This is a genomic window from Peribacillus sp. TH27 (assembly GCF_016650915.1).
GTDB lineage: Bacteria > Bacillota > Bacilli > Bacillales > DSM-1321 > Peribacillus > Peribacillus butanolivorans.
Genome location: NZ_JAEKEV010000002.1, coordinates 4,081,452 through 4,101,832 on the forward strand (window position 1 = coordinate 4,081,452; position 20,381 = coordinate 4,101,832).

Sequence of the window (20,381 nt, forward strand, 5' to 3'; positions counted from 1 at the left end):
AAGGGAAAAATGGTGAGGATATACGAGGAGATTATCGAGGTCATTAATCATCGCCTAGCTCAAGGTTCATTGGGGACAGGGAGCAAGCTGCCTTCTATCAGGGCTTTATCGGACGAGCTCTCTTGCAGTAAAAACAGTGTGATCAAGGCGTACCAGGAAATGGAGAATAGACATTTAATCTATTCTGTTCCCAAGAGTGGTTATTATGTTGTCGAGGACTACTCTCTTCGCCAAAAGGGTCACATAGAGAATGAGAAAATAGATTTTTTGTCTGCAGGTCCCGATAAACATTCAATGCCATATCTTGACTTTAAACATTGCATCAACCAGGCGATTGATTTATATAAAGAAGAAATGTTTTCCTATTCAGAGATTCAAGGATTGCGTTCGCTTCGTTTAGAGCTAGCGAAGCATTTACAGGACCTCCAGGTTTTTACCGTACCCGAAAGAATATTTGTTGTAACTGGATCTCAACAAGCCCTTCATCTTTTTGTCCCACTTCCATTTCCCAATGGAAAGAATAATATTTGCATTGAACAGCCAACACATTCTGGATTCATTGAGTCTCTAAAACATCAGAATGCTGTTGTTTATGGAATAGAGGTAACGAAAACTGGGATAGATTTGCATGATTTGGAACAAATATTTAAAAAGAATAGCATCAAGTTCTTTTACATAACTTCAAGGTTTCATAACCCAACTGGTTACAGTTATTCGAATGCTGAAAAAAAGAAGATTGTGGAATTGGCACAACAATATGATGTCTATATCGTTGAAGATGATTATATGGGAGATCTTGATTTCAATTTGAAGCAGGACCCGATGTTTGCCTATGATACATCAGGAAGGGTTATCTATACAAAAAGCTTTTCTAAGATATTACTTCCTGGTTTGAGGCTGGGCCTGACAGTCATACCTGACTCGATGAAAGAAGTATTTTTGCAGGCCAAATTTGCTGCAGATTTACATACCCCTGTTCTTACACAGGGTGCTCTAGAAATTTACTTCAAAAATGGAATGTTTCATGCACATATAAAAAAAATGAGGGAGATGTATAGAAACAAAGGAAGGCTATTACAAACAGCCTATAGAGATCATCTGCCTTCTTCTGCTTCTTTTTCCGGTTCATTATCGGGTTTTTATTCAACCATTGAATTACCTTATCCTCTAAAAGCTAAACATCTCATTGAACATTTAATGATGGAAAGTGTGTATGTGGACGATGTTGGAAAAATGTACATGCCAGAATGTAAAAAAGAAAATGTTATTCGACTTAGTGTTTCTCAAATTGAAGATGATTCTATCAGTATTGGTGTACAAAAAATTGCCGAATCTATTAGGAAACTTCTTAAACAGAGAAACATGTCTATGTGAATTTATGTAAAATATGACTAGGTGACAACTAATTAATTCAAAGAACCTAATTTAGAATCTGTTTCTGGGAATGGTGAAGCACATGTCTTAGTAAGCAGAATAACTCTAAAGAATAGAAGATAACTAGCTAAATTAAACCTCTATAAAATTCTGAGAAACGGGAGATTACACTTTATATTAAGGGAATATAGTGTAAATAGATCTGCTATACTTTATTATAATGATACATATGAAGCTCGCTTTATTTGTCGTAAAGGTTCCTAGAAGTTTATATGGTTATAGCTAAAGAATTGTATTTGACACGAGGTGATTAATAATGAAGCTTTATCATGATTCACAGTTTATCAGGGGTACCTACCTTAAAAGAGATCAAATTTCCTCATATGAAAATTTCCCACTTAATCTACCTGTAATTAAGCACATGCAAGAATTAACTTTTCATCCCAATGTTACTTATATTATAGGTGAAAATGGAATGGGGAAGTCAACCTTGCTTGAAGGGATTGCTATTGCATTTGGATTTAACCCAGAAGGTGGAACTCTAAATTTTAACTTTTCCAGTTATGATTCACACTCAAATTTAGAGCAATATCTCCGTTTAAAAAAGGGGGTATATAAGCCGAAGGATAGTTTTTTCTTTAGGGCGGAAACCTTTTATAATTTAGCTACAAATATAGAGGAATTAGACAAGGCGCCATCGAGTGGTCGAAAAATTATAGATTCCTTTGGAGGAAAATCACTTCACCAACAATCTCATGGTGAATCTTTTTTTTCAGCCTTTATAGAACGATTTCAAGGCAATGGTCTGTACATCCTCGATGAGCCTGAAGCAGCTTTGTCACCACTGAGACAAATATCGATGTTAGCCAGAATAAATGAACTTGTTAATCAGGGGTCCCAGTTTATCATTTCCACCCATTCTCCGATAATTATGGCCTATCCAGATGCTAAAATTATTGAAATAAAAGAGGGTGGATTGAGTGAAGTAACTTTAGAGGAGTCCAATCACTATTTATTAATGAAACAGTTTTTTGAAGATAAAGATCGGTTGCTTCATCATCTATTCCAATAAGTGTAGCTCAATTGTTCTTCTACTAACGGGTGCATTACTACAATAAGGGAGGTTGCTGAGGTGACCTCTTTCTTATGCAACTAAAGGGGTAGGTTAGCTGAAGAAGGAATTTTCACATTTTCACTTGAATATATCTAGGAAAAGACTATAGATGGAGGGCTATTTATGGCATTAGTTTCAATCTATACTGTTGGTAGGCTAAACCACCCCTATGACCACCCTGCCTCTCGTGAATTTTTTCAAGTGGGAAATGAAGTATATCGTCAGGCAACTAAATCAGGACTTATAGAGGCGTTTTCACCTGAAGGAGTCCCTTTCCCAGACGAAACCGTAAAGGGAAAGGGTTCTCCTATTCTCACACTAACTGTATGGAGAAGCCTTCAATCCTTATATCGCTTTACCTATTCAGGACAGCATATGCAAGCATTACGAGATAGAAGCAGATGGATCGAGCCATATCCAGAGAAACACCTTTCTTATGTAGTTTGGTGGACAGAAAAGGAGACGGATGTCTCATGGGAGGAGGCATTCAAGAGATATAACTATTATATTCAGCATGGTCCCACTCCTTTTGCATTTGATTTTAAGCATGCATTTGATGAAAAAGGAGAGACGTTCTTGATTAAGTAGCAGGGTTACCCTTTATTAATTGGGAAATTATCCATTGATAAAGTTATCAAACTAGAAAAAAGCTAATCAACTATTAAGGTTTTACTGGTACGCATATTTCGCAATAAGGGTTATTAATCATATCACCAGTGTATCTTTCCAAGATGGGTTTGTTATCAATTTGATATCCAGAGCTTTGTATAGATGGAAAAATTTCAGCATATGCTTTTTGAATATCTTCTGCTGTATGTTTGATTTCGTAAATAAGGTATTTTCCACCAGAAAGTTCACTTTCGCAAATTGAATCATCCATTTGAGAATCCTTTGAAATCACAATACAAGCATCAAACCTACAGTTTTCAGGAAGTGTTGTCTCAGGGTTATCTTGTGGAATTGCAAGTAGGATTGCCGATTTAAGAAGATTTTTCTCCCTAGCCCATACTTTTAACTTCTCCATTACTTCAATATTTTCAGGACCATATGGACCAACTCGTTGCACATAAGCGATACGATAGTTTGGAAGTGTTTTGACTTTAAATTTCATAAATTCTTTCTTCCTTTCTTTGTTTATATTTGTTTGATACATTTTGAATGTAGCATGCTTTAAAAATATATACATTTTATTTTTTAAATTTTTTTGAAAAAATTGTTAAATAATAGTTTTGTTTCTTCGGCTAAAGGGTGCTTTACATCACTATCAATCTTCAATAATCGGGCGCGATTCTTTAATAAGGATCGCTTTTCTTAATGAACTAACGGGTGCGTTAGCTTAAGATCGGAGCTGTCTTTAAGGCGACTTTTTCTTTATGCAAATATCGGGGCAGTTTAGTTGAATAAGGGGGAGAAAAAAATTTCCTGATTAAATATACTAAATGTAAAAGTATCCTTTAAAGGATATATTAATAGCCATCGAATAGGGGTAATCAACTTTGAATTATGTAAGATTTTGTATTTATCAATTCATCTTATTTTCAGCACTTTCTGTTATCAACATTCCTCTTGATAAATACATAGGTAAACCATTTACTTCTGTTGATTTAATAGCAATATGTATAAGCTTACCTATCATAATCATCGTTTACCGAGTAGTAAGTAAGATATATAGACAATTCGAGAATATTAGGTTGCGAAATAAGATATTAATTTCAATACCAACTTTTATATTATCAATCTTGTTTATAGGGTTACTGGGGCAATTGTTCTTTTAGTTTTCTTCTTAAATGAACGGGTGCTTTACTTTAATTAGAAGTAGAGCCCTTTTCTTATTCAAGTAACTAGCAGTTTAGTTGAACAACAAAAATTTTAGAAGTGGTTTCTAATATTAATTTTAAACTAAGGGAGCATTTCTTCATTAAGGGATGCCCCTGTATTTTTTATTAATAGGCACAGTAACCATTTGAAGCCCAAGTCATACACTATGAAAAAGAATTTTCCCTTAATAATCCCATAAACGAGGAGTGTAATGATGGATAAACGAACTATTAATCAATTGGGTGGGAACGTGCCTCAACCTATCCGAAGTGATGGAGCTGGAGGGATTGACTCTGGCCCGCGTAATATTATGCGAGATATTCAAAATCCGAATATGCTCGTCCCACCTATTACAGATGCAGGCTTAGTTCCTAACTTGAAATTCTCATTCTCAGACACTTCTATGACATTAAATCACGGGGGATGGTCACGGGAGATCACCGCCAGGGAACTTCCGATAGCGACTACTCTTGCTGGAGTAAATATGAGCTTAACGGCCGGCGGAGTACGTGAACTCCATTGGCATAAACAGGCAGAATGGTCTTATATGCTGTTGGGACGGGCACGTATAACCTCGGTTGACCAACATGGACGAAATTTTATTGCCGACGTGGGGCCTGGTGACCTTTGGTACTTTCCCCCAGGTATCCCACATTCGATTCAAGGGTTGGAACATTGCGAATTTCTGCTCGTCTTCGATGACGGAAACTTTTCCGATCTTTCAACCTTATCCATCTCCGACTGGTTTGCACATACTCCAAAAGATGTTTTGTCGGCCAATTTTGGAGTACCAGAGAGTGTGTTTAACTCCATTCCTTCTGAACAGGTATATATCTATCAGGGGGAGGAACCAGGTTCACTGGAAAGTCAAGAAGTCCAGTCACCCTACGGTGAAGTCCCTTTTACCTTTAAGCACGAGCTGTTGAAACAAACACCAATCAAAACGCCTGGTGGTAGTGTACGAATTGTGGATTCTTCCAACTTTCCAATTTCAAAAACAATCGCAGCAGCACTCGTTGAGATTGAACCGGGTGCAATGAGAGAACTTCATTGGCATCCCAATAACGACGAGTGGCAGTATTACCTTACCGGACAAGGGCGAATGACTGTATTTACTGGAAACGGTGCAGCACGTACATTTGATTATAGAGCTGGTGATGTCGGATATGTACCCTTTGCTACTGGACACTATATTCAAAACACGGGTACAGAAACATTATGGTTTTTAGAGATGTTCAAAAGCGACCGCTTTGAAGATGTGTCGCTGAATCAATGGATGGCACTGACTCCTAAAGAATTAGTTCAAAGCAACTTAAATGTTGGATCAGAATTGCTCGATTTTCTACGCAAGGAGAAATGGCCAGTTGTGAAATATCCCGGGTTTTCCTACTATCCAAAAAACAGGTAGATAAGAGTAGATTTGCTTATCCATATAGTTGTGGAGGTGATTACTATGTACAAGACAATTTACGACCATGCAACTGAGATTACACAAGCTGTTATAAAAGCAAGAGGGGAAGCGATTAATGGCGAAAAAGAATTGATAGAAACTTACCTAAGTGATGAGGCTGTTACCAACTTATATAAAAAAACATTTAGAGTTCTATCTGACCAATTAATTTTCTATGAGGTTGCAGTGGGGAAGAATTATTTCCTCCAACCATCGAACTATTGTCAACCAGGGGTGGTTTATCGAAATTCCATGGATGCTTTTTAAAATTAGTTGGAAAGTATGAAAAAATTCTTTTAAAAAGTTTGTTCTTAAGGAGTCCTATGAGAATTATCTTGAAGGACCTTTCTTTATTAAGTTTTTGTGAAACTTTGAACTTAAACTAACGGGTGCGTTAGTTCAACAAGAAATTAAATTAGGACTACACATTTTAGATATGTCTAATATGTGTAGTCCTTTTAATATCAACTGTTACGCTAATCTAACCTAAATATAAAAAAGTGGCATTTTTATTTGTTTTGAAGGTGATTCATTGATGTTGTCGTATTTTAATAATTGGTAGATTATTTCTAAAAATATAGCAAAAAATGGAGGGGGAATCACATGTTTAAAGATTGGAAAAAAACACTAATGGCTGGAGTGATCAGCTTATCCTTGCTAGGTACAGGGTACGTCGGTCACGACCTGATCTCCTCGCAAATCGTATCGGCTAAACCCGCATCAGAAAATGCACCAGGGCATTTGAAAAATGTTGAGACTTCCCAGCTTGATGAAATAATCGAACGAGGATACATTCGGGTAGGAATGACCGGGGACTACAAACCTTTTACCTATTTGAACCCAGAAACAAATGAGTATGAAGGCTTTGACGTGGACGCTGCCAAAGAGCTTGGCAAAGACCTCGGTGTGGAGGTAGAATTTGTCGCTACCACATGGCCAACGATGATGAAAGACCTACAAGCGGACAAATTTGATATCGCTGTGGGCGGTGTGACTCGCAACACAGCCAGACAAAAAAGCGCTTATGTATCCCAAGGTTACCTTTCATTCGGTAAGGTGCCTTTGATTCGCAAGAAAGATAAAGACAATTATCTTACCATTGAAGATATCAACAAGCCTTCTGTACGCATTGGCGTAAATCCAGGCGGAACAAACGAAGCATTTGTTCGTCAGTATCTAAGCAATGCTAACGTAACTGTTGTAGAAAACAATCTTGATATCCCTCATCTTGTTGCAGAAGGTACGTATGATGTTATGATCACAGACACAGTAGAAGCAATGCTGTATGCTAAAGCTGATCCCAGACTGTATGCGGCTCTAACTGACAAGCCTTTCACAAACAGTGAAAAAGGTTATATGATCCCACGAGGTGATTTCATTTATGCAAGCTACTTGGAAATGTGGATGGATGAAATGAAGCTCCAGGGAAAATTTGACGACCTCTACAAAAAGTGGATGGAATAGAATATAGATATGCTCCTTAAAAAGCTACCCTTAATACTGCCGTGTCAGTTTCTAGGGAAGCTTTTTTTTGTAAAAATAAAATCAGAAGAGTAAATTACTTCGCCTTTTTCTTGTTTCACTAACGGGTGCTTTACTAAATAAGGGAGGTTGCTAAGGCAACTTTTTTTGTATGCAAGGCAGGATTGATAAACAAGAAACACATGTTTTATAATATCTTTGATTACTCCTCTTGGTCATACACTGTGGGTTCTTTATCTGGTATAGTTTTATTTGGACTTATAATAAAGGTGCTTCGCAGGAAAAGATAACTGAATTTATTCTAAACTAATTCTTCTTAAACGAACTGTTGCGATACTTCAATAACGAAGTGTCGCTTTTTTCTTGAAGAGCAAATGTGGGTGAATAGTTCAGTAATTTACACGCCCGAATATAATGAAAAAGGGATATAGTTTTTTTTCGCCAATGAAAGGTGTAATGATCAAATACTTAAGATGAAAGGAAACCTTTATTCATGGTACAAACTTCAAGAATCATTTCTAGAGCTGCTGTTCGCGGATCTGCAAGTGGTTTACTATTCATGGCGTTTTTCGGTACGCTTTGGGCAGGCACAGGTGTAATGGGATTGCAAGGTTGGGGATTTCCTTACGTGGAGTTAGTTGCTGTTTTCGTAGGTATTACGTTGATTATTGGTGGGATTTCATTAATACGAGCATCAAAACGATTATCTAATCAGGTCTCACAAGAAGAGGCCAGGCGCTGGAAGCGTATAAGGTTTTGGTTTAACATAACCTTCATTGCGGAAGGTTTGGCAATCGGGATTGCAATTGCCATCTGTAACGCAACTAATTTTACTGATCTAATACCGGCAATTATCGCCTTAATTGTGGGTATTCATTTTTTACCTTTGGCGCATCTTTTTCAATTAAGAATCTACTATGTTACCGGATTACTCCTCTGTTTACTTGCGATTATTACATTACTGGTTGTGCCTGAGAGTGTCACGCTGTTTGAGCATCAAATCATTGCACCGTTATCGATAATCGGCTTCGGCTCCGCACTAATCCTTTGGACAACTGCATTGACGATATGGCTAAAGGCTAAAAAATTGCTAGGTATCGTCCCGCAATTATAACCTAAATAGTGAGTCCGGACTTTACTTCGAAAAAGTGCGTCTATTGTACAAAAAAGTGAAATGCAGAGTAATTTTCTTATACAGCTAATTGGGAAGGCGTGAATAAAACTTCCTAGCGCCATACCAAAAGCCACTGAATTGGCAGGCAAACTAAACACGATGATTGAAGAGTTTATCATGACAGATGAAATTTGAGAAAAGGTGAAGGACGATCCATATGAAGTCATTATCAAAAGCAAGGATGACGAAAGATTGACTTAAAGGAAGAGGGACTGTCTTATATAAAATAAGGCAGTCCCTTCAGTTTATTATGTTATTTTTTTAATTCAATAAATTGGTAGGACCCCAATCCGTGATTATTATTTGTTTCCTCATATACATAATCCGAACGAAATATAGCAAGAGTTGCATTATGCTCTTGTATCTACATAACGTTTATTCGGTTTATTTGAGCTAACTTCAAAAGAGTTACCAATTAGTGTTTTATTGGATTCAACATTTTCTAATAGAAAATTATAAATGATTAGTACGTACTTATACATAGGACAGGTACCCCTAACATTGTTCCAAAATCGGCCCGTATGTATCCGTTCGTCGATCCCTTAAAAATTGTAGGAGATTTCTTGCAAACTCGATTTCTTTTATATTAATTTCCTGGACCAGGATTCCTTCCTCTTCATCTAATGATTGGACAATATCCCCCATTGGATTGCTTATGAAACTTCCACCATAGAATCTCATATCTTTTTCTTGGCCGACTCGGTTAACCGCAGCTACAAATACTCCATTGTGAATGCCGTGTGAAGAGATGGCTTTGGTCCAGGTTCTTCTAGTGGATAGCTCTGGATGATCCGGCTCCGAACCAATTGCGGAGGGATAGAATAGTATATCTGCTCCCTTCAATGTCAAAATACGGGCTACCTCCGGAAACCACTCGTCCCAGCAGATGCCGATTCCAATCTTCCCAAATTTCGTATCGTACACTGGATACCCTGTATTTCCTTGCGTAAAGTAATATTTTTCATGGTATTGAGGCCCGTCTGGGATATGGTTTTTCCGTGTTGTGCCTAAATGTTGTCCATTTTCATCAAAAACTGCCGCACTATTAAAATAAATCCCTTTTGCTACCCATTCATAGAAAGGAACGATTAACACGATTCCTAGCTCTTTGGAAAGTTCCTGCATCTCCTTTATAGCTACGTGGTCTAAAGGGATTGCTAATTGATAATTCTCTACAGAAACTGTTTGAGCAAAGTATTCAGAATGATAGAGTTCCTGTAAACAAATAACCTTTGCTCCTTGAGCTGCAGCTTCTCTGACCTTCACTTTTGTTTTTTCTACATTCACTTCAATTCGTTCATCACAAGTCAATTGAATTAATCCTATCTTCACTTTGCTCATATGGATACCTCCCCAACAATTTCATGGACAACCCTACCGTCTACCATGGTAAAAACAACATTTGCATTTTTGATTTCCTCATATGGGACATCAAATAAGTTACGGTCAAGGACAATAATATCTGCAAGTTTTCCAGCCTCAATTGTTCCTAGTTCTTTTTCACGGAAAGACCCATATGCCGGAGCCGCAGTATAAGCAAGTAGCGCATCCTTTAATGAAATTCGTTCCTTTTCATCCCATGTTACACCTTCATCATCTAGCCTTGTAACAGCACGATAAATCCCTGACAACGGTTCCAACTTTACAACTGGATAGTCGGTGCCAAATACAACATTTGTGCCATTATCTATCATCGTTTTTAGTAAAAAGGTATATTTCATTCGCTCTTGCCCGATTAAGTCCTCGTACACCTCCCTTTGTGAAACGTTGATATGTTCTGGCTGAACAGAGGCAAGTACTCCTAGTTTGTTAAACCTTTCAATGTCATCAGGATGAATCATTTCTACATGCTCTATTACATGACGGGAATCTCTCACCCCATTTTTCCGCTGTGCTGCTTCAAAAGAATCCAAAGCTAATTTAACCGCTCCATCCCCAATACAATGGAAGCGAACCCGAAATCCTTCTTCATCAGCTTCTACTGTCCAATTTTTAATCGTCTCCTCAGGAAAAACTGTATTCCCCTTTGTCGTTGGATTGTTTGCATATTCATCTAGCAAATAGGCAGTATGACTGGTGGTGACTCCATCGACAAACTGCTTGAAGCCACAGAATTGAACCAAATTGGATGTATATTTCTCACGTAAACTTTTTGCCAGTCCCAAATCTCCGTTTAAGGGAGCAACAAAATGAATTCTTGCAGTTAACTTACCTTGTTTTTCATATTCACCATACAATTCAGCTTCTTCCACACCCATTTCTGGGATCCTTAATAAATCATGAACAGAAGTAACTCCGTATTTAGCTGCTTCACGTAAAAAATTATTGAGTAACTTCTCTTGCATTTCAAGATTAATAGGTAATGCTTTCGTGACAAAACCTACAGCGTGCTCAAGTAATAATCCTGTAGGCTCCCCATTTTCATCCCTAACAATCTCGCCGTATGGAGGATTTTTCGTATTTTTATCGATTCCTGCCAATTCCAACGCTTTGGAATTCACCCATGCACTATGAAATTCAGCCTGATATAACAGTACAGGTCTGTCCGAAATTACTTCGTCCAAGAAGGATCGATGCGGCTGCCCATCCTCCCAAAGGCTTTGTTCCCAGCTACACCCTATGACAAAGGGGTCATCTATTTTGGTGTCTGCGTATGCTTTAACCATCTCAGCGGCATCTTTTGCCGATTTCGCTGAATTGAGCCGAACGCTATCATTCAATAAACCTCCTAACAACAAATGGATATGGAAGTCATGGAAACCCGGCATAATCAGTTGATCACCAAAATGGTAAATCTTCGTCTGACTATCTACATATTCAGCAAAACAACCTAATTCTAAAACATCTATAATTTTATTTTCCTTGATTAATATAGACGCTGGAACGGGAGAGTCTGTTGACCCAGTTAAAACTGCATTCCCACTAATAACAATATCTGCTATGATCGGCATTGTAACCTCTCCTTATAGAGTAAAATCTTATTTTCGCATGCCACTTGTTTTATTTAAAAAGTGCAAGTTCTATGCCAAATTAACTCTGGCTGTTCACCTAATCCTATAAAAATGCTATTACTTTTGATTATTGTATCTTCTTTTATCATGATAATTTCCCCTTTATTTTTAAGTATGTTCACCTGATAGGTTTATTTCTGGTGGTGACTCTTTAAATCCTTTTGTTAATACCAGCATGTACACAAACCCAAGCACAAACCAAATCCCTCCAAGTACTTTTGAGTGAATATCTAAGTTCACAAGTAACCATAAATCAAGAACGGCTCCAATAAGTGGGATGATTAAATATAGAATGGTTCCTTTGAAAGATCGCTGTTTGTTCTTGATAAAGTAATAAAAAATTACAGAGAGATTAACACAAGTGAAGGCAAGGAAGGCTCCGAAATTTATAAATGAAGCAACTAATGTCAAACTTAAAACTAATGCAAGTAGTGAAAACCCACTAATTACAAGAATGTTATTAACAGGAGTGTTATATTTTTTATGAAGAGTTCCGAAGAATCGCTTCGGTAATTGTCCATCACGCCCCATTGCATAGAGGACACGTGATGCACTTGCTTGAGAAGACATTGCAGATCCAAAGGCGGTGAACCCATAGACAGCTAAGAAGAGAGTAGCAAATGTTTTTCCGCCAACTAATGTAATAATTTCATTAGCTGCTGCATCCGCATTACTGAACGTATCATATAAAGGCCATACGTTATGTGCAAAATATGAAACGGCTATAAATAGAATTCCTCCTGTAAACATGATGATATAGATTGCGCGGGGAATGGTTTTTTCAGGTTGAATCGTCTCTTCAGCAAATGCTGTAGCAGAATCAAACCCAAGAAATGAGAAACAAAGAAGTGCTGCTCCTGCGACTATGAAAGAAAAGTGCTCATTCGTATTATAAAAAGAATCAAAACTCCAAAGTGTACCCGTTCCTGTGCCACCGGTAATTTCACGGATGGATAATCCGATAAATATAGCGATGAAAAGAATGGCTAAAATTGTAAGGAGAGCATTTGCTTTTGTCGCTATTTTTACACCTATCACATTAATCACTGTCACAATCAACAGTAAACTTAATACCCAAACATATGCCGGTATAGATGGAAAAGCTGCCGAGAAGAAAATGCTAAATAATAAGTAGTTGACCATTGGAATGAATAAATAATCCATTAAAATCGACCAACCTACGAGAAAACCAGCATAAGAATTGATTGATTTTTGGGTGTACGCATAAGCAGAACCTGCTGAAGGTATAACCTTTGCCATCTGTCCATAACTGTATGCCGTAAAGAACATCACACCTAAAGCGAGTAAGTAGGATCCTGGAACCATACCATGAGATAATTGAGCCGCGATTCCATATGTACTAAACACAGTGGCCAACGCCATAAATGAAAAACCAAATAGAACGACAGGAATAAGCGTTAACGACCTCTTCATCCCTTTTGAATCTGACATATAACAACCCCCTTTATTTCTGTTTTAGTTTCTACAAATAAAACAAAGCAAAAAATATGCCATTTTCTCATAATTAGTAAACGACCTTCTTTTGTGGTGACACAAGCCTTAAGAAATCCTTTATCAAATGAGAAGAAATTTGTACTTGAGACCACAATTAAGTTCCAAAAACATGTAAAATTGCATACCTTATTCACATTTGCATAAAAAATCACCCTATTTAAAGTAATCTACTTTAAAAGGATGTCATTGTTATTCGTACACTAGGGGTCCTACATTACTCTATTAGATTGTGAGGGTTTATACTTAAACTAGATTTCAAAAAACATTACGTGAAATAGAAGTGCCTAACTTTTTCTTGTTAAACTAACTGGTGCGTTTGTTCTTTAAAGAGCTGTGACGATGAAGTGAACCCAAAAAGTTAGACACTTTATTTAATTAGGCAGCCTTGAGGGCATGAACCCGGAATTCTACCGGGCTCATGCCTTTTAATTTTACCTTGATTCGTTGATGATTGTAGTAATGGATATATTCTTCTAATTCTTGTTTGAAATGCTCCATGCTTTCAAATTCTTGAAGATAAAGTAACTCTGATTTTAATAGGCCAAAGAAGTTTTCTATGACCGCATTATCGAGACAATTTCCTTTACGGGACATGCTTTGTGTAATGTTATGTCTTTTCAAATCATGCGAATATTGTTTCATCTGGTAATGCCAGCCCTGATCTGAATGAAGAATGGGTGAATCTTTCGATTCCAAGCGGTCAAAGGCTTTCTCCAGCATTTTGGAAACGAGGGGATAAACAGGCCGAGATTCGACATTATAGGCGATGATTTCTCCATTAAACAGATCAAGAATGGCCGATAAGTATAGTTTCTCCCCAGCTAGATGGAATTCTGTGACGTCTGTCACCCATTTTTCATTTGAGTTTGTTGCCTTGAAATCACGTGCTAGAATGTTGGGTGCAATCTTGCCGATTTTCCCTTTGTACGAACGGTATTTCTTCATGCGAACTAAAGACTTCAATCCTAGTTCATTCATCAATCGGAGAACTGTTTTATGATTGATGCGAGCACCTCTGTTACGTAATTCTAGGGTGATACGCCGATACCCATAGCGCCCTTTATGCGTATGGAAAATCTCTTCGATAAGGGATTTCATTTCTGTGTATTTATCCTCACGCCCGAAGGCGTTTACCCAATAATAGTATGTACTCCGTGCCATGTTAGAAATGGATAGAAGCAGATTTAAATCAAATTGTTTCCTTAGTTCATGGACTACTTTCGCTTTGTCTTTCTTTGTAGGGCTTCCTTTTCTTGAACTAAGGCATTCAACTTTTTTAGATAGGCATTCTCTGCACGTAAGTATTCTAATTCGGCAAGAAGTGCTTCTTGAGAGCCTTTAGCTGGTGATGTTTTTTTGGTTTCTTTTTTCATGGATAGACGCCCCTTTTTCTTTGGTTTAAGGGCGTCTATACCTCCTTCCTTCAACTGATTTGACCATTTCAAAAGTGTAGAATCGGAAGGAAGATTATAGTGTACAGCGGTCTCGCTGATCGATGCCCCATATTCGTTCATATAATTAAGTACCTCTAGTTTAAAGGGCAGAGTGTAATTTGTATAGGATGAAGCAATTCCTTCCATCCCATGTTCTAGATAGCGAGCGACCCATCTCTTCAGAGGGGATAAACCTACATTTCTTTCTTGTGCGATGGATTTATAGGATTTTTTCCCTTCCAAGTACTCTAAAACTGCATGTAATTTTTCGTCTATCGTATATTTAGTCAAAAAAACTGCACCCCAATTGTTAGATGTTGTCTAACAATTGGGGTGCAGTTCACGATCAGCTCTTTTCTTATGGAGCTAAAGGGCAGGTTTATTCAAGAAGGACTTCATAACTCAATGCAGAATATTAAGGAAAAATATATATTTTAATGTAATGATCAGATATACAGGGGGCACCTAAGGAAGGTTGCTGAGGCGACCTTTTTCTTATGGCACTAACAGGGCAGATTAGTTGAAGAAGAACTGAATAAATAAATAAATAAATAAAAACAGCCAGGTTCTGGCTGTTTTTTATAAAAAATCCAAATTCTTAAAATGAAAAAAATTCAATCAAATTTATGGGATAATTTTATTAATTCCAGTTTTTCTCTATAAATTGAATTGCAGGTTGTAAATTTGTTTTGTTAGCAATTGAAATGACAGTGGGAACCACAGAAGGGTCCGTTTTGGATAAATTAGGGATCCGTGGATTTAACCGAAAAAAACGATTTCCTAGAAGCTGAGAACTGACCATGGATTCATAGTAACCGGATCCACTAGCGATTATTTGAAGAAATGGCAGTAAGGGTTCATTGGGCGATCGGTCCAAAAGAACTCCCCAATTTGGGGGAAGGTTCTTCATATTTTCGGGGCGTATGTTATCTGCACTCACCATCCCCCACCCCTTTGTATCTCTTCTTAATTGAGTCGGCTCTTCACCTGTTCCAATGGATAATACCGCAATTTGATCCAACGGCTGTTTGGCTTTCCCCACTGCAAACGCGATACTGGCTGTACTGGGGTTAGTTGCTACTGTATACCCATCCACGTAGTTTTGATAGGCTCGTTGCGTCGCGGGAGCACCACTGCTCCGTAGTATTACATCACTCGCTTTCTCATGTAAATAGGGAGAGCCAGGAAAGTTGTGGAATAACACAGGAGTCCAACGATTCAGCTCCGGTGAGAATAAATGAAATGCAGGGACAACAATTCGTCTTTTTAAGTCTTTGAGGAGAAGATCTGGTGGGAAAAATGTTTGTACCGCTTTAATGAAACCAGAATATGGTAATTGTTGGTTGTAAACAGGTCCACCTGGTCGGGAAACGCTGAATGCCGGCAGGATTTTATCCTTAAAAAACTGGAGTGTCTCCTTCGGCGATCTTCCACTTGCTAACGCAAGGGCAGTGAATGAACCGATTGAATTTCCCGAAAAAACATTGGTTCGACTAATTAATTTTGGGTTTTGCTGAGCCAGTCTGTTCAAAAGTTGTAAACTTAAAGCCCCTAAGGTGCCGCCTCCATCAAAGGTCATGATCCGATATTTTGTCAAAGCTGATTTCTCCTTTCTAATCTGATCATAAGTATCATTCAGTATATGTTTTATTTCGTGTCTAATGAATACCTCTTTGACCTGAAATCCTTCAGGAGCCGGATTATGTAGCTAAACATACAAGGAAAGACTCCATCGAGTATATAAAAAGATACTACGACGAGGATAGAGGAGACTACGTTTGAGTGGCAGTACGGGCATACCAAACGGGAATTTATTATGCATGTACTTTGTTTGTAATGGGTGATGAGAAAGTCAGAAAGTACGACCAAAAAAAAGCCATAGCGGTGGGCTACGGCTTACTAGCATGCAAGATTTAGCGGGTGATAATCCTTATCTCCAACGAGGGAAATGAGCACCCGTTTGCTTTCAAATGCTCAACTATAATATTTTCTACTTCTCCAAAGGTATAATCATCCCTTTGTTTTTCAGCTGCCGAACCTTGATTCGAAATCAGAAAAAGCCCAAAAACTATTGTGTTACAACAAAGCTTTACAAAGTATTGTACATTTAATCAATATTTAACTTTTTTATATATTTTTTGAAATTAATGTATGTATAATTAACTTTGTATTAAAAATTAGGAGGAGTTATATGAGAAAAATATTAATTTCGTCACTTTGTACTATTTAGCCAATTATCAACCTCTTTTTGGATCTCTTTTTCCAATTTATGAACAGTACCTTGTTTGTTGTTGATTGCTTTTTTTGCATATTTTTTAGGAAACATCTCTTCAATTGATTTTGTATATTCTGCTCCATCTTCTGGAATCCTGTACTCTTTTACTACGTATACATTTTTCTCTTTTGCTAATTTAATCAGTACAGGATAAGAAAACCCTGCTTTAATTTCGCCTCCAGTTGCTTTATCATATCCCTCATAAACAGTGTGAAGATAAATGTTGGTTAAACCATCTTTTTCCTCGGTCCCAAAAATATTGTGAGCTTCGAATTGTTTATCAGTCGAACTGACAGAAGCTTTACCTTCTTCTATTATTGTATCTGTAATGAATTGATCCATATCTTCTGTCACTGTAACCTCACTATTAGAACATCCAATAATAACTACAGATAAAGCTAGAAGCATGGCTAGAACCTTATTCTTTCCTAATGAAAATTTCAAAAAAAACCTCCTGAGCAGTCTAATGTGTTTTTCCTATTATTAACAAATTGATTGTAACATTTTTTATCGCAGTATTTTATTATTTAAATAATTATTTTCCCTAATTTGCAAATAATTGAACCTCGATATGAATTTTCATTCGGATACTCCTTAACTTGTCCAACAGATCAATTCTAAGTAGATGATCTGTTTTTTTATATGTAATAAACATAAAGAAAAAATTATAAATCTACTTGGACTTATTAGGAGGGAGTTTAATAAGATATCTTCCATCTGTTTAATTGAGTGCCAGCTCATGTTATAATGGATAACTTAAGATAATTACTATTTTTACCTATAATTGAACGGATGCCAAGAAAAGCCTCCGCATAGCGATAAAATATGGAGGTGTAAGAGAATGAATAAACAATGGACGATTGGTAAAATTAAAGACTTTGTTGAGAACAATTCGGAAAGTAAGTTGCTAACGACTGAATATCACGGTTTTTCTCAAAAGTTACTATTTAAATGTACATGTGGTAGCAACTTTGAAAAAACATTTACGAAATTTAAAAATAATAACCAACGTAAATGTGACGTGTGCCAACCGCCTAAAGCGACACGATAATGTATAGCGAATAAACGAAGTGCCGATTTCTATTAATGAGAAGTTGGCACTATTTTTATTTTAGGGGGAATAAAAGTGGATTTCACTAAAGGGGCAGATTAGTTGAAGAGTGCTGTTTGACCTTTGTTCAACAATTGGTCCATTTAATGGAATATTAACTGGGCTTTGGTTTTACTTTATAAAAATTGGACAAACTGAAATGTGTTCTTCAAAGTAATGATGTATACTTAATTTACGCAGCGAACTTTCTGAATTATTAATTTTTTAAATGGAGGAATTATGAAACTAGGCGCATTCTCTGTAAGTTTAAGTGTAAAAGACATTAACAAATCAAAATCATTTTACGAAAATTTAGGATTTCAAGTCTTCGGAGGGGATATTACCCAAAATTGGCTCATTATGAAAAATGAAAGTTGCATAATTGGACTATTCCAAGGAATGTTTGAAAAGAACATTCTAACTTTTAATCCAGGATGGAATGAAAATGCCGAAAATCTCAATTCGTTTACGGACATTCGAGACATTCAAAATCAGCTTAAAGAAAATGGAATTAAAATACTGTCTGAAGCAGATGAAACAACCGAAGGGCCTGCAAGCTTTACAATTGAAGATCCTGATGGTAATCCCATTCTTGTTGATCAACACAGATGAAATGGAGGATGCAACAGGAACATATAATTATCCTTTAATAAACGTGAAATTCACTATTTAAGGTGACGGTAAAAATGTAGAACATGAGAAGTTATGGGTATTGAGTCTTGAAAAGGTCTCCCTTTATTATGTTAGATTGTTCTCCAATTTTCGATTAATTTATGAATCTATTCAATACTAAAAGGGGTTCTTTCTTTTGTCGTCATAAGGATGGTTTACTTGAAATTTATTAAATTTTCAAGTTACCCTTATGAATCTACAAAAAACTAAATTATTTATTCAAGAAAAGGGTGCGATTCTTTAATAAGAATCGCTTTTTTTATAGAACTAACAGGTACTTTACTTCATTACCAGGAGCTGATCAGCGACTCCTTTTCTTATGGCACTAAAGGGGAAGTTTAGTTGAAGATGAAAATCGTCTATTATAATTAAATATTAAGGTTGTATCTATTCCATAGGAGGATTCAAAATGGCTAAAGAAAAGGCTAAAAACATAGTAACAAATGGAGATGTTTTTGCTGTGAATTTACCAAATGGTAAATATGGAGCAATAAGAATTGCTGACCAGATAGACAATTCTTATCTTATTATCACTACACCATATATCGGAACAGAAAAGCCATCTATTGAAAATGAACTTTTGGTTGACGTTCTTCTTGAGAATCGCTTTTTTGGCGTTAGCTGAAGATCAGAGCTGTCTTTAAGGCAGTTTTTTCTTATGCAACTATCGGGGCAGTTTAGCTCAATAAGAAATGATATAGTATTTATAAATTTTGTTACATAAGAATATGTTTAAAAGTGATTATAAGAGGAGAGAGGAGCAATTAATAAACATGCATTTATCAAATTCACAACGATTAGCTATTGAATATATTGAAAATTATGCAAGAAATCATAAAAATGAAGCTAAATTAAATATTAATCATGTGTTAGAAATGTCAAACATATCAACAGATACATTTGAAAAAGCAGTTAATGCAATTAAAGTTTACGCAAGAATTGGTTTGCATTTTCATCCAGATAGACCCGATTCCAATATGACAAGCGTTGCCGAATCATTATTAATGCAAGGGGTTTATAAAAATCAATTCGAAACGCTTATCTCAAATGGAAGTGTATCTGCTCTTCCAGGTGGTGAACGAGACCTTTGGGAGAAAAGAATGTTTGGAGGAACATACCAACTTGAGGGTACAACAAATAAAGAACGTCCCAAATATGGTGCACTTAATTTGATGTTACATTCAGATGGACCAGCCCCTCGCTTTGGCTCATGCTATCTCCTACTTTATCCAGAAGCCTCATGTCGTTCTACATTTACATATTTAGATTCTCACCAAGATTTAAAGGAAAAGGGGACCTATAAAGAATTTGATTTAATTTTAGCAATACTTTTGGAAGAGTCATTCTCAAGAGAATATGTACTTGGAGAAAGTGAACTACGACCTCCAAAACTAATCAATCATTTATTAACTAATCTTCCTAAATCAGAAATATACCTCAACAACAAGAAACCTAATCGAAATCTTAATCACTACATAGAAGCTCAAATTCATGGAGATATATCACTTAAAGATGACGTTGAAGTTCTTGTTGCAGACAGTTCTTTTAGAGGAACTGATATTGGGAAAGCCCTAGAACAAATATGCCTAAAGTATTCAATTAGATTATATTGGCGAAGGGGTTTTAAACTTAAAGTGCAGGATATTCCTTCTGATTTTAGAGGACCAACAATGCCTTTTTTAGCAAAACGTATTGCACAAAGCGATTATATTGATGCAAGAATAATTGGCTCTGCCGTAAAAGACTTATACTTTAATCCTGATAATTGGTCTGATTATGGAACTGTTAAAGATATGCTTCAGGAATTAAAGCTATTGTGGCATGTACTGGTGAGATATGGTTAATGATATTCAGACATGAAAGTATAAATTGTGAAACAATACACTTAAACTATCGGGTGCGTTAGCTGAAGATCGGAGCTGTCTTAAAACAGCTTTTTCTTTATGCAACTAACGGGGCAGTTTAGTTCAATA

General features: G+C 36.7%; 19 protein-coding genes. 11 read left to right on the plus strand and 8 right to left on the minus strand.

All coding sequences use genetic code 11. The features are described from left to right. Positions 1-9 precede the first annotated feature (9 nt). The 3 genes from JFU24_RS21060 to JFU24_RS21070 all read left to right on the plus strand — a co-directional run bounded on the left by JFU24_RS21060 (position 10) and on the right by JFU24_RS21070 (position 3,076). Positions 10-1,374 carry an aminotransferase-like domain-containing protein gene (locus tag JFU24_RS21060; protein ID WP_201186672.1) on the plus strand — a complete coding sequence of 455 codons (1,365 nt, stop codon included), beginning with the start codon at positions 10-12 and terminating at the stop codon, positions 1,372-1,374. A 316-nt stretch (positions 1,375-1,690) separates the two neighbouring features. Next, positions 1,691-2,446, plus strand: coding sequence for an AAA family ATPase (locus tag JFU24_RS21065; protein ID WP_201250402.1), 756 nt, complete (start codon positions 1,691-1,693; stop codon positions 2,444-2,446). Between the two features lie 165 nt (positions 2,447-2,611). After that, positions 2,612-3,076: a DUF3291 domain-containing protein gene (locus tag JFU24_RS21070; RefSeq protein WP_201223059.1), complete on the plus strand. Its 465-nt coding sequence runs from the start codon at positions 2,612-2,614 to the stop codon at positions 3,074-3,076. A gap of 73 nt (positions 3,077-3,149) precedes the next feature. Here JFU24_RS21070 and JFU24_RS21075 read toward each other — a convergent pair whose 3' ends face one another. Then, complete coding sequence (locus JFU24_RS21075) at positions 3,150-3,599, minus strand: AraC family transcriptional regulator (RefSeq protein ID WP_201250403.1); 450 nt, start codon at positions 3,597-3,599, stop codon at positions 3,150-3,152. Positions 3,600-4,520: 921 nt separating this feature from the next. Here JFU24_RS21075 and JFU24_RS21080 point away from each other — a divergent pair. From JFU24_RS21080 to JFU24_RS21095, 4 genes are all read left to right on the plus strand, one after another. Next, entirely contained in the window at positions 4,521-5,714 is a 1,194-nt protein-coding gene (locus JFU24_RS21080) for an oxalate decarboxylase family bicupin (protein WP_201250404.1), read from the plus strand. 45 nt (positions 5,715-5,759) lie between these two features. Continuing rightward, positions 5,760-6,023, plus strand: coding sequence for a hypothetical protein (locus JFU24_RS21085; RefSeq protein WP_201186668.1), 264 nt, complete (start codon positions 5,760-5,762; stop codon positions 6,021-6,023). Between the two features lie 336 nt (positions 6,024-6,359). Further along, positions 6,360-7,220: a transporter substrate-binding domain-containing protein gene (locus tag JFU24_RS21090; protein ID WP_201186667.1), complete on the plus strand. Its 861-nt coding sequence runs from the start codon at positions 6,360-6,362 to the stop codon at positions 7,218-7,220. Between the two features lie 511 nt (positions 7,221-7,731). Beyond that, positions 7,732-8,352, plus strand: coding sequence for a hypothetical protein (locus tag JFU24_RS21095; protein WP_201186666.1), 621 nt, complete (start codon positions 7,732-7,734; stop codon positions 8,350-8,352). A 410-nt stretch (positions 8,353-8,762) separates the two neighbouring features. Here JFU24_RS21095 and JFU24_RS30830 read toward each other — a convergent pair whose 3' ends face one another. The 7 genes from JFU24_RS30830 to JFU24_RS21125 all read right to left on the minus strand — a co-directional run bounded on the left by JFU24_RS30830 (position 8,763) and on the right by JFU24_RS21125 (position 17,090). Continuing rightward, positions 8,763-8,894, minus strand: a complete 132-nt coding sequence (locus JFU24_RS30830; protein WP_274608143.1) for a hypothetical protein — start codon at positions 8,892-8,894, stop codon at positions 8,763-8,765. Positions 8,895-8,907: 13 nt separating this feature from the next. Then, a complete protein-coding gene (locus JFU24_RS21100) occupies positions 8,908-9,753 on the minus strand; it encodes a carbon-nitrogen hydrolase (protein ID WP_056529917.1) in 846 nt (281 codons plus the stop codon). Beyond that, a complete protein-coding gene (locus JFU24_RS21105) occupies positions 9,750-11,363 on the minus strand; it encodes an amidohydrolase (RefSeq protein ID WP_201250405.1) in 1,614 nt (537 codons plus the stop codon). The genes JFU24_RS21100 and JFU24_RS21105 overlap by 4 nt, the downstream gene beginning before the upstream one ends. Before the next feature lie 168 nt (positions 11,364-11,531). After that, complete coding sequence (locus JFU24_RS21110) at positions 11,532-12,875, minus strand: APC family permease (protein ID WP_201186663.1); 1,344 nt, start codon at positions 12,873-12,875, stop codon at positions 11,532-11,534. A gap of 438 nt (positions 12,876-13,313) precedes the next feature. Next, positions 13,314-14,662, minus strand: a protein-coding gene (locus JFU24_RS21115) for an IS3 family transposase (RefSeq protein WP_201182105.1) whose coding sequence is annotated in 2 segments (ribosomal slippage) — positions 13,314-14,218 and positions 14,218-14,662 — 1,350 coding nt in all. Because the reading frame shifts where the segments join, the coding sequence is not laid out codon by codon here. Positions 14,663-15,011: 349 nt separating this feature from the next. Next, positions 15,012-15,968, minus strand: a complete 957-nt coding sequence (locus tag JFU24_RS21120) for a patatin-like phospholipase family protein (protein ID WP_201223068.1) — start codon at positions 15,966-15,968, stop codon at positions 15,012-15,014. Positions 15,969-16,583: 615 nt separating this feature from the next. Then, positions 16,584-17,090: a hypothetical protein gene (locus tag JFU24_RS21125; protein ID WP_201250406.1), complete on the minus strand. Its 507-nt coding sequence runs from the start codon at positions 17,088-17,090 to the stop codon at positions 16,584-16,586. Positions 17,091-17,487: 397 nt separating this feature from the next. On the opposite strand from JFU24_RS21125, the gene JFU24_RS21130 reads away from it, so the two are divergent. The 4 genes from JFU24_RS21130 to JFU24_RS21145 all read left to right on the plus strand — a co-directional run bounded on the left by JFU24_RS21130 (position 17,488) and on the right by JFU24_RS21145 (position 20,252). After that, entirely contained in the window at positions 17,488-17,697 is a 210-nt protein-coding gene (locus tag JFU24_RS21130; protein ID WP_201186653.1) for a hypothetical protein, read from the plus strand. A gap of 279 nt (positions 17,698-17,976) precedes the next feature. Continuing rightward, positions 17,977-18,348 carry a VOC family protein gene (locus tag JFU24_RS21135; protein WP_056529927.1) on the plus strand — a complete coding sequence of 124 codons (372 nt, stop codon included), beginning with the start codon at positions 17,977-17,979 and terminating at the stop codon, positions 18,346-18,348. A gap of 469 nt (positions 18,349-18,817) precedes the next feature. Next, entirely contained in the window at positions 18,818-19,033 is a 216-nt protein-coding gene (locus JFU24_RS21140; RefSeq protein WP_201223070.1) for a hypothetical protein, read from the plus strand. A 148-nt stretch (positions 19,034-19,181) separates the two neighbouring features. Next, a complete protein-coding gene (locus JFU24_RS21145; RefSeq protein WP_201250407.1) occupies positions 19,182-20,252 on the plus strand; it encodes a DUF3626 domain-containing protein in 1,071 nt (356 codons plus the stop codon). The last annotated feature ends 129 nt before the right edge of the window (positions 20,253-20,381 follow it).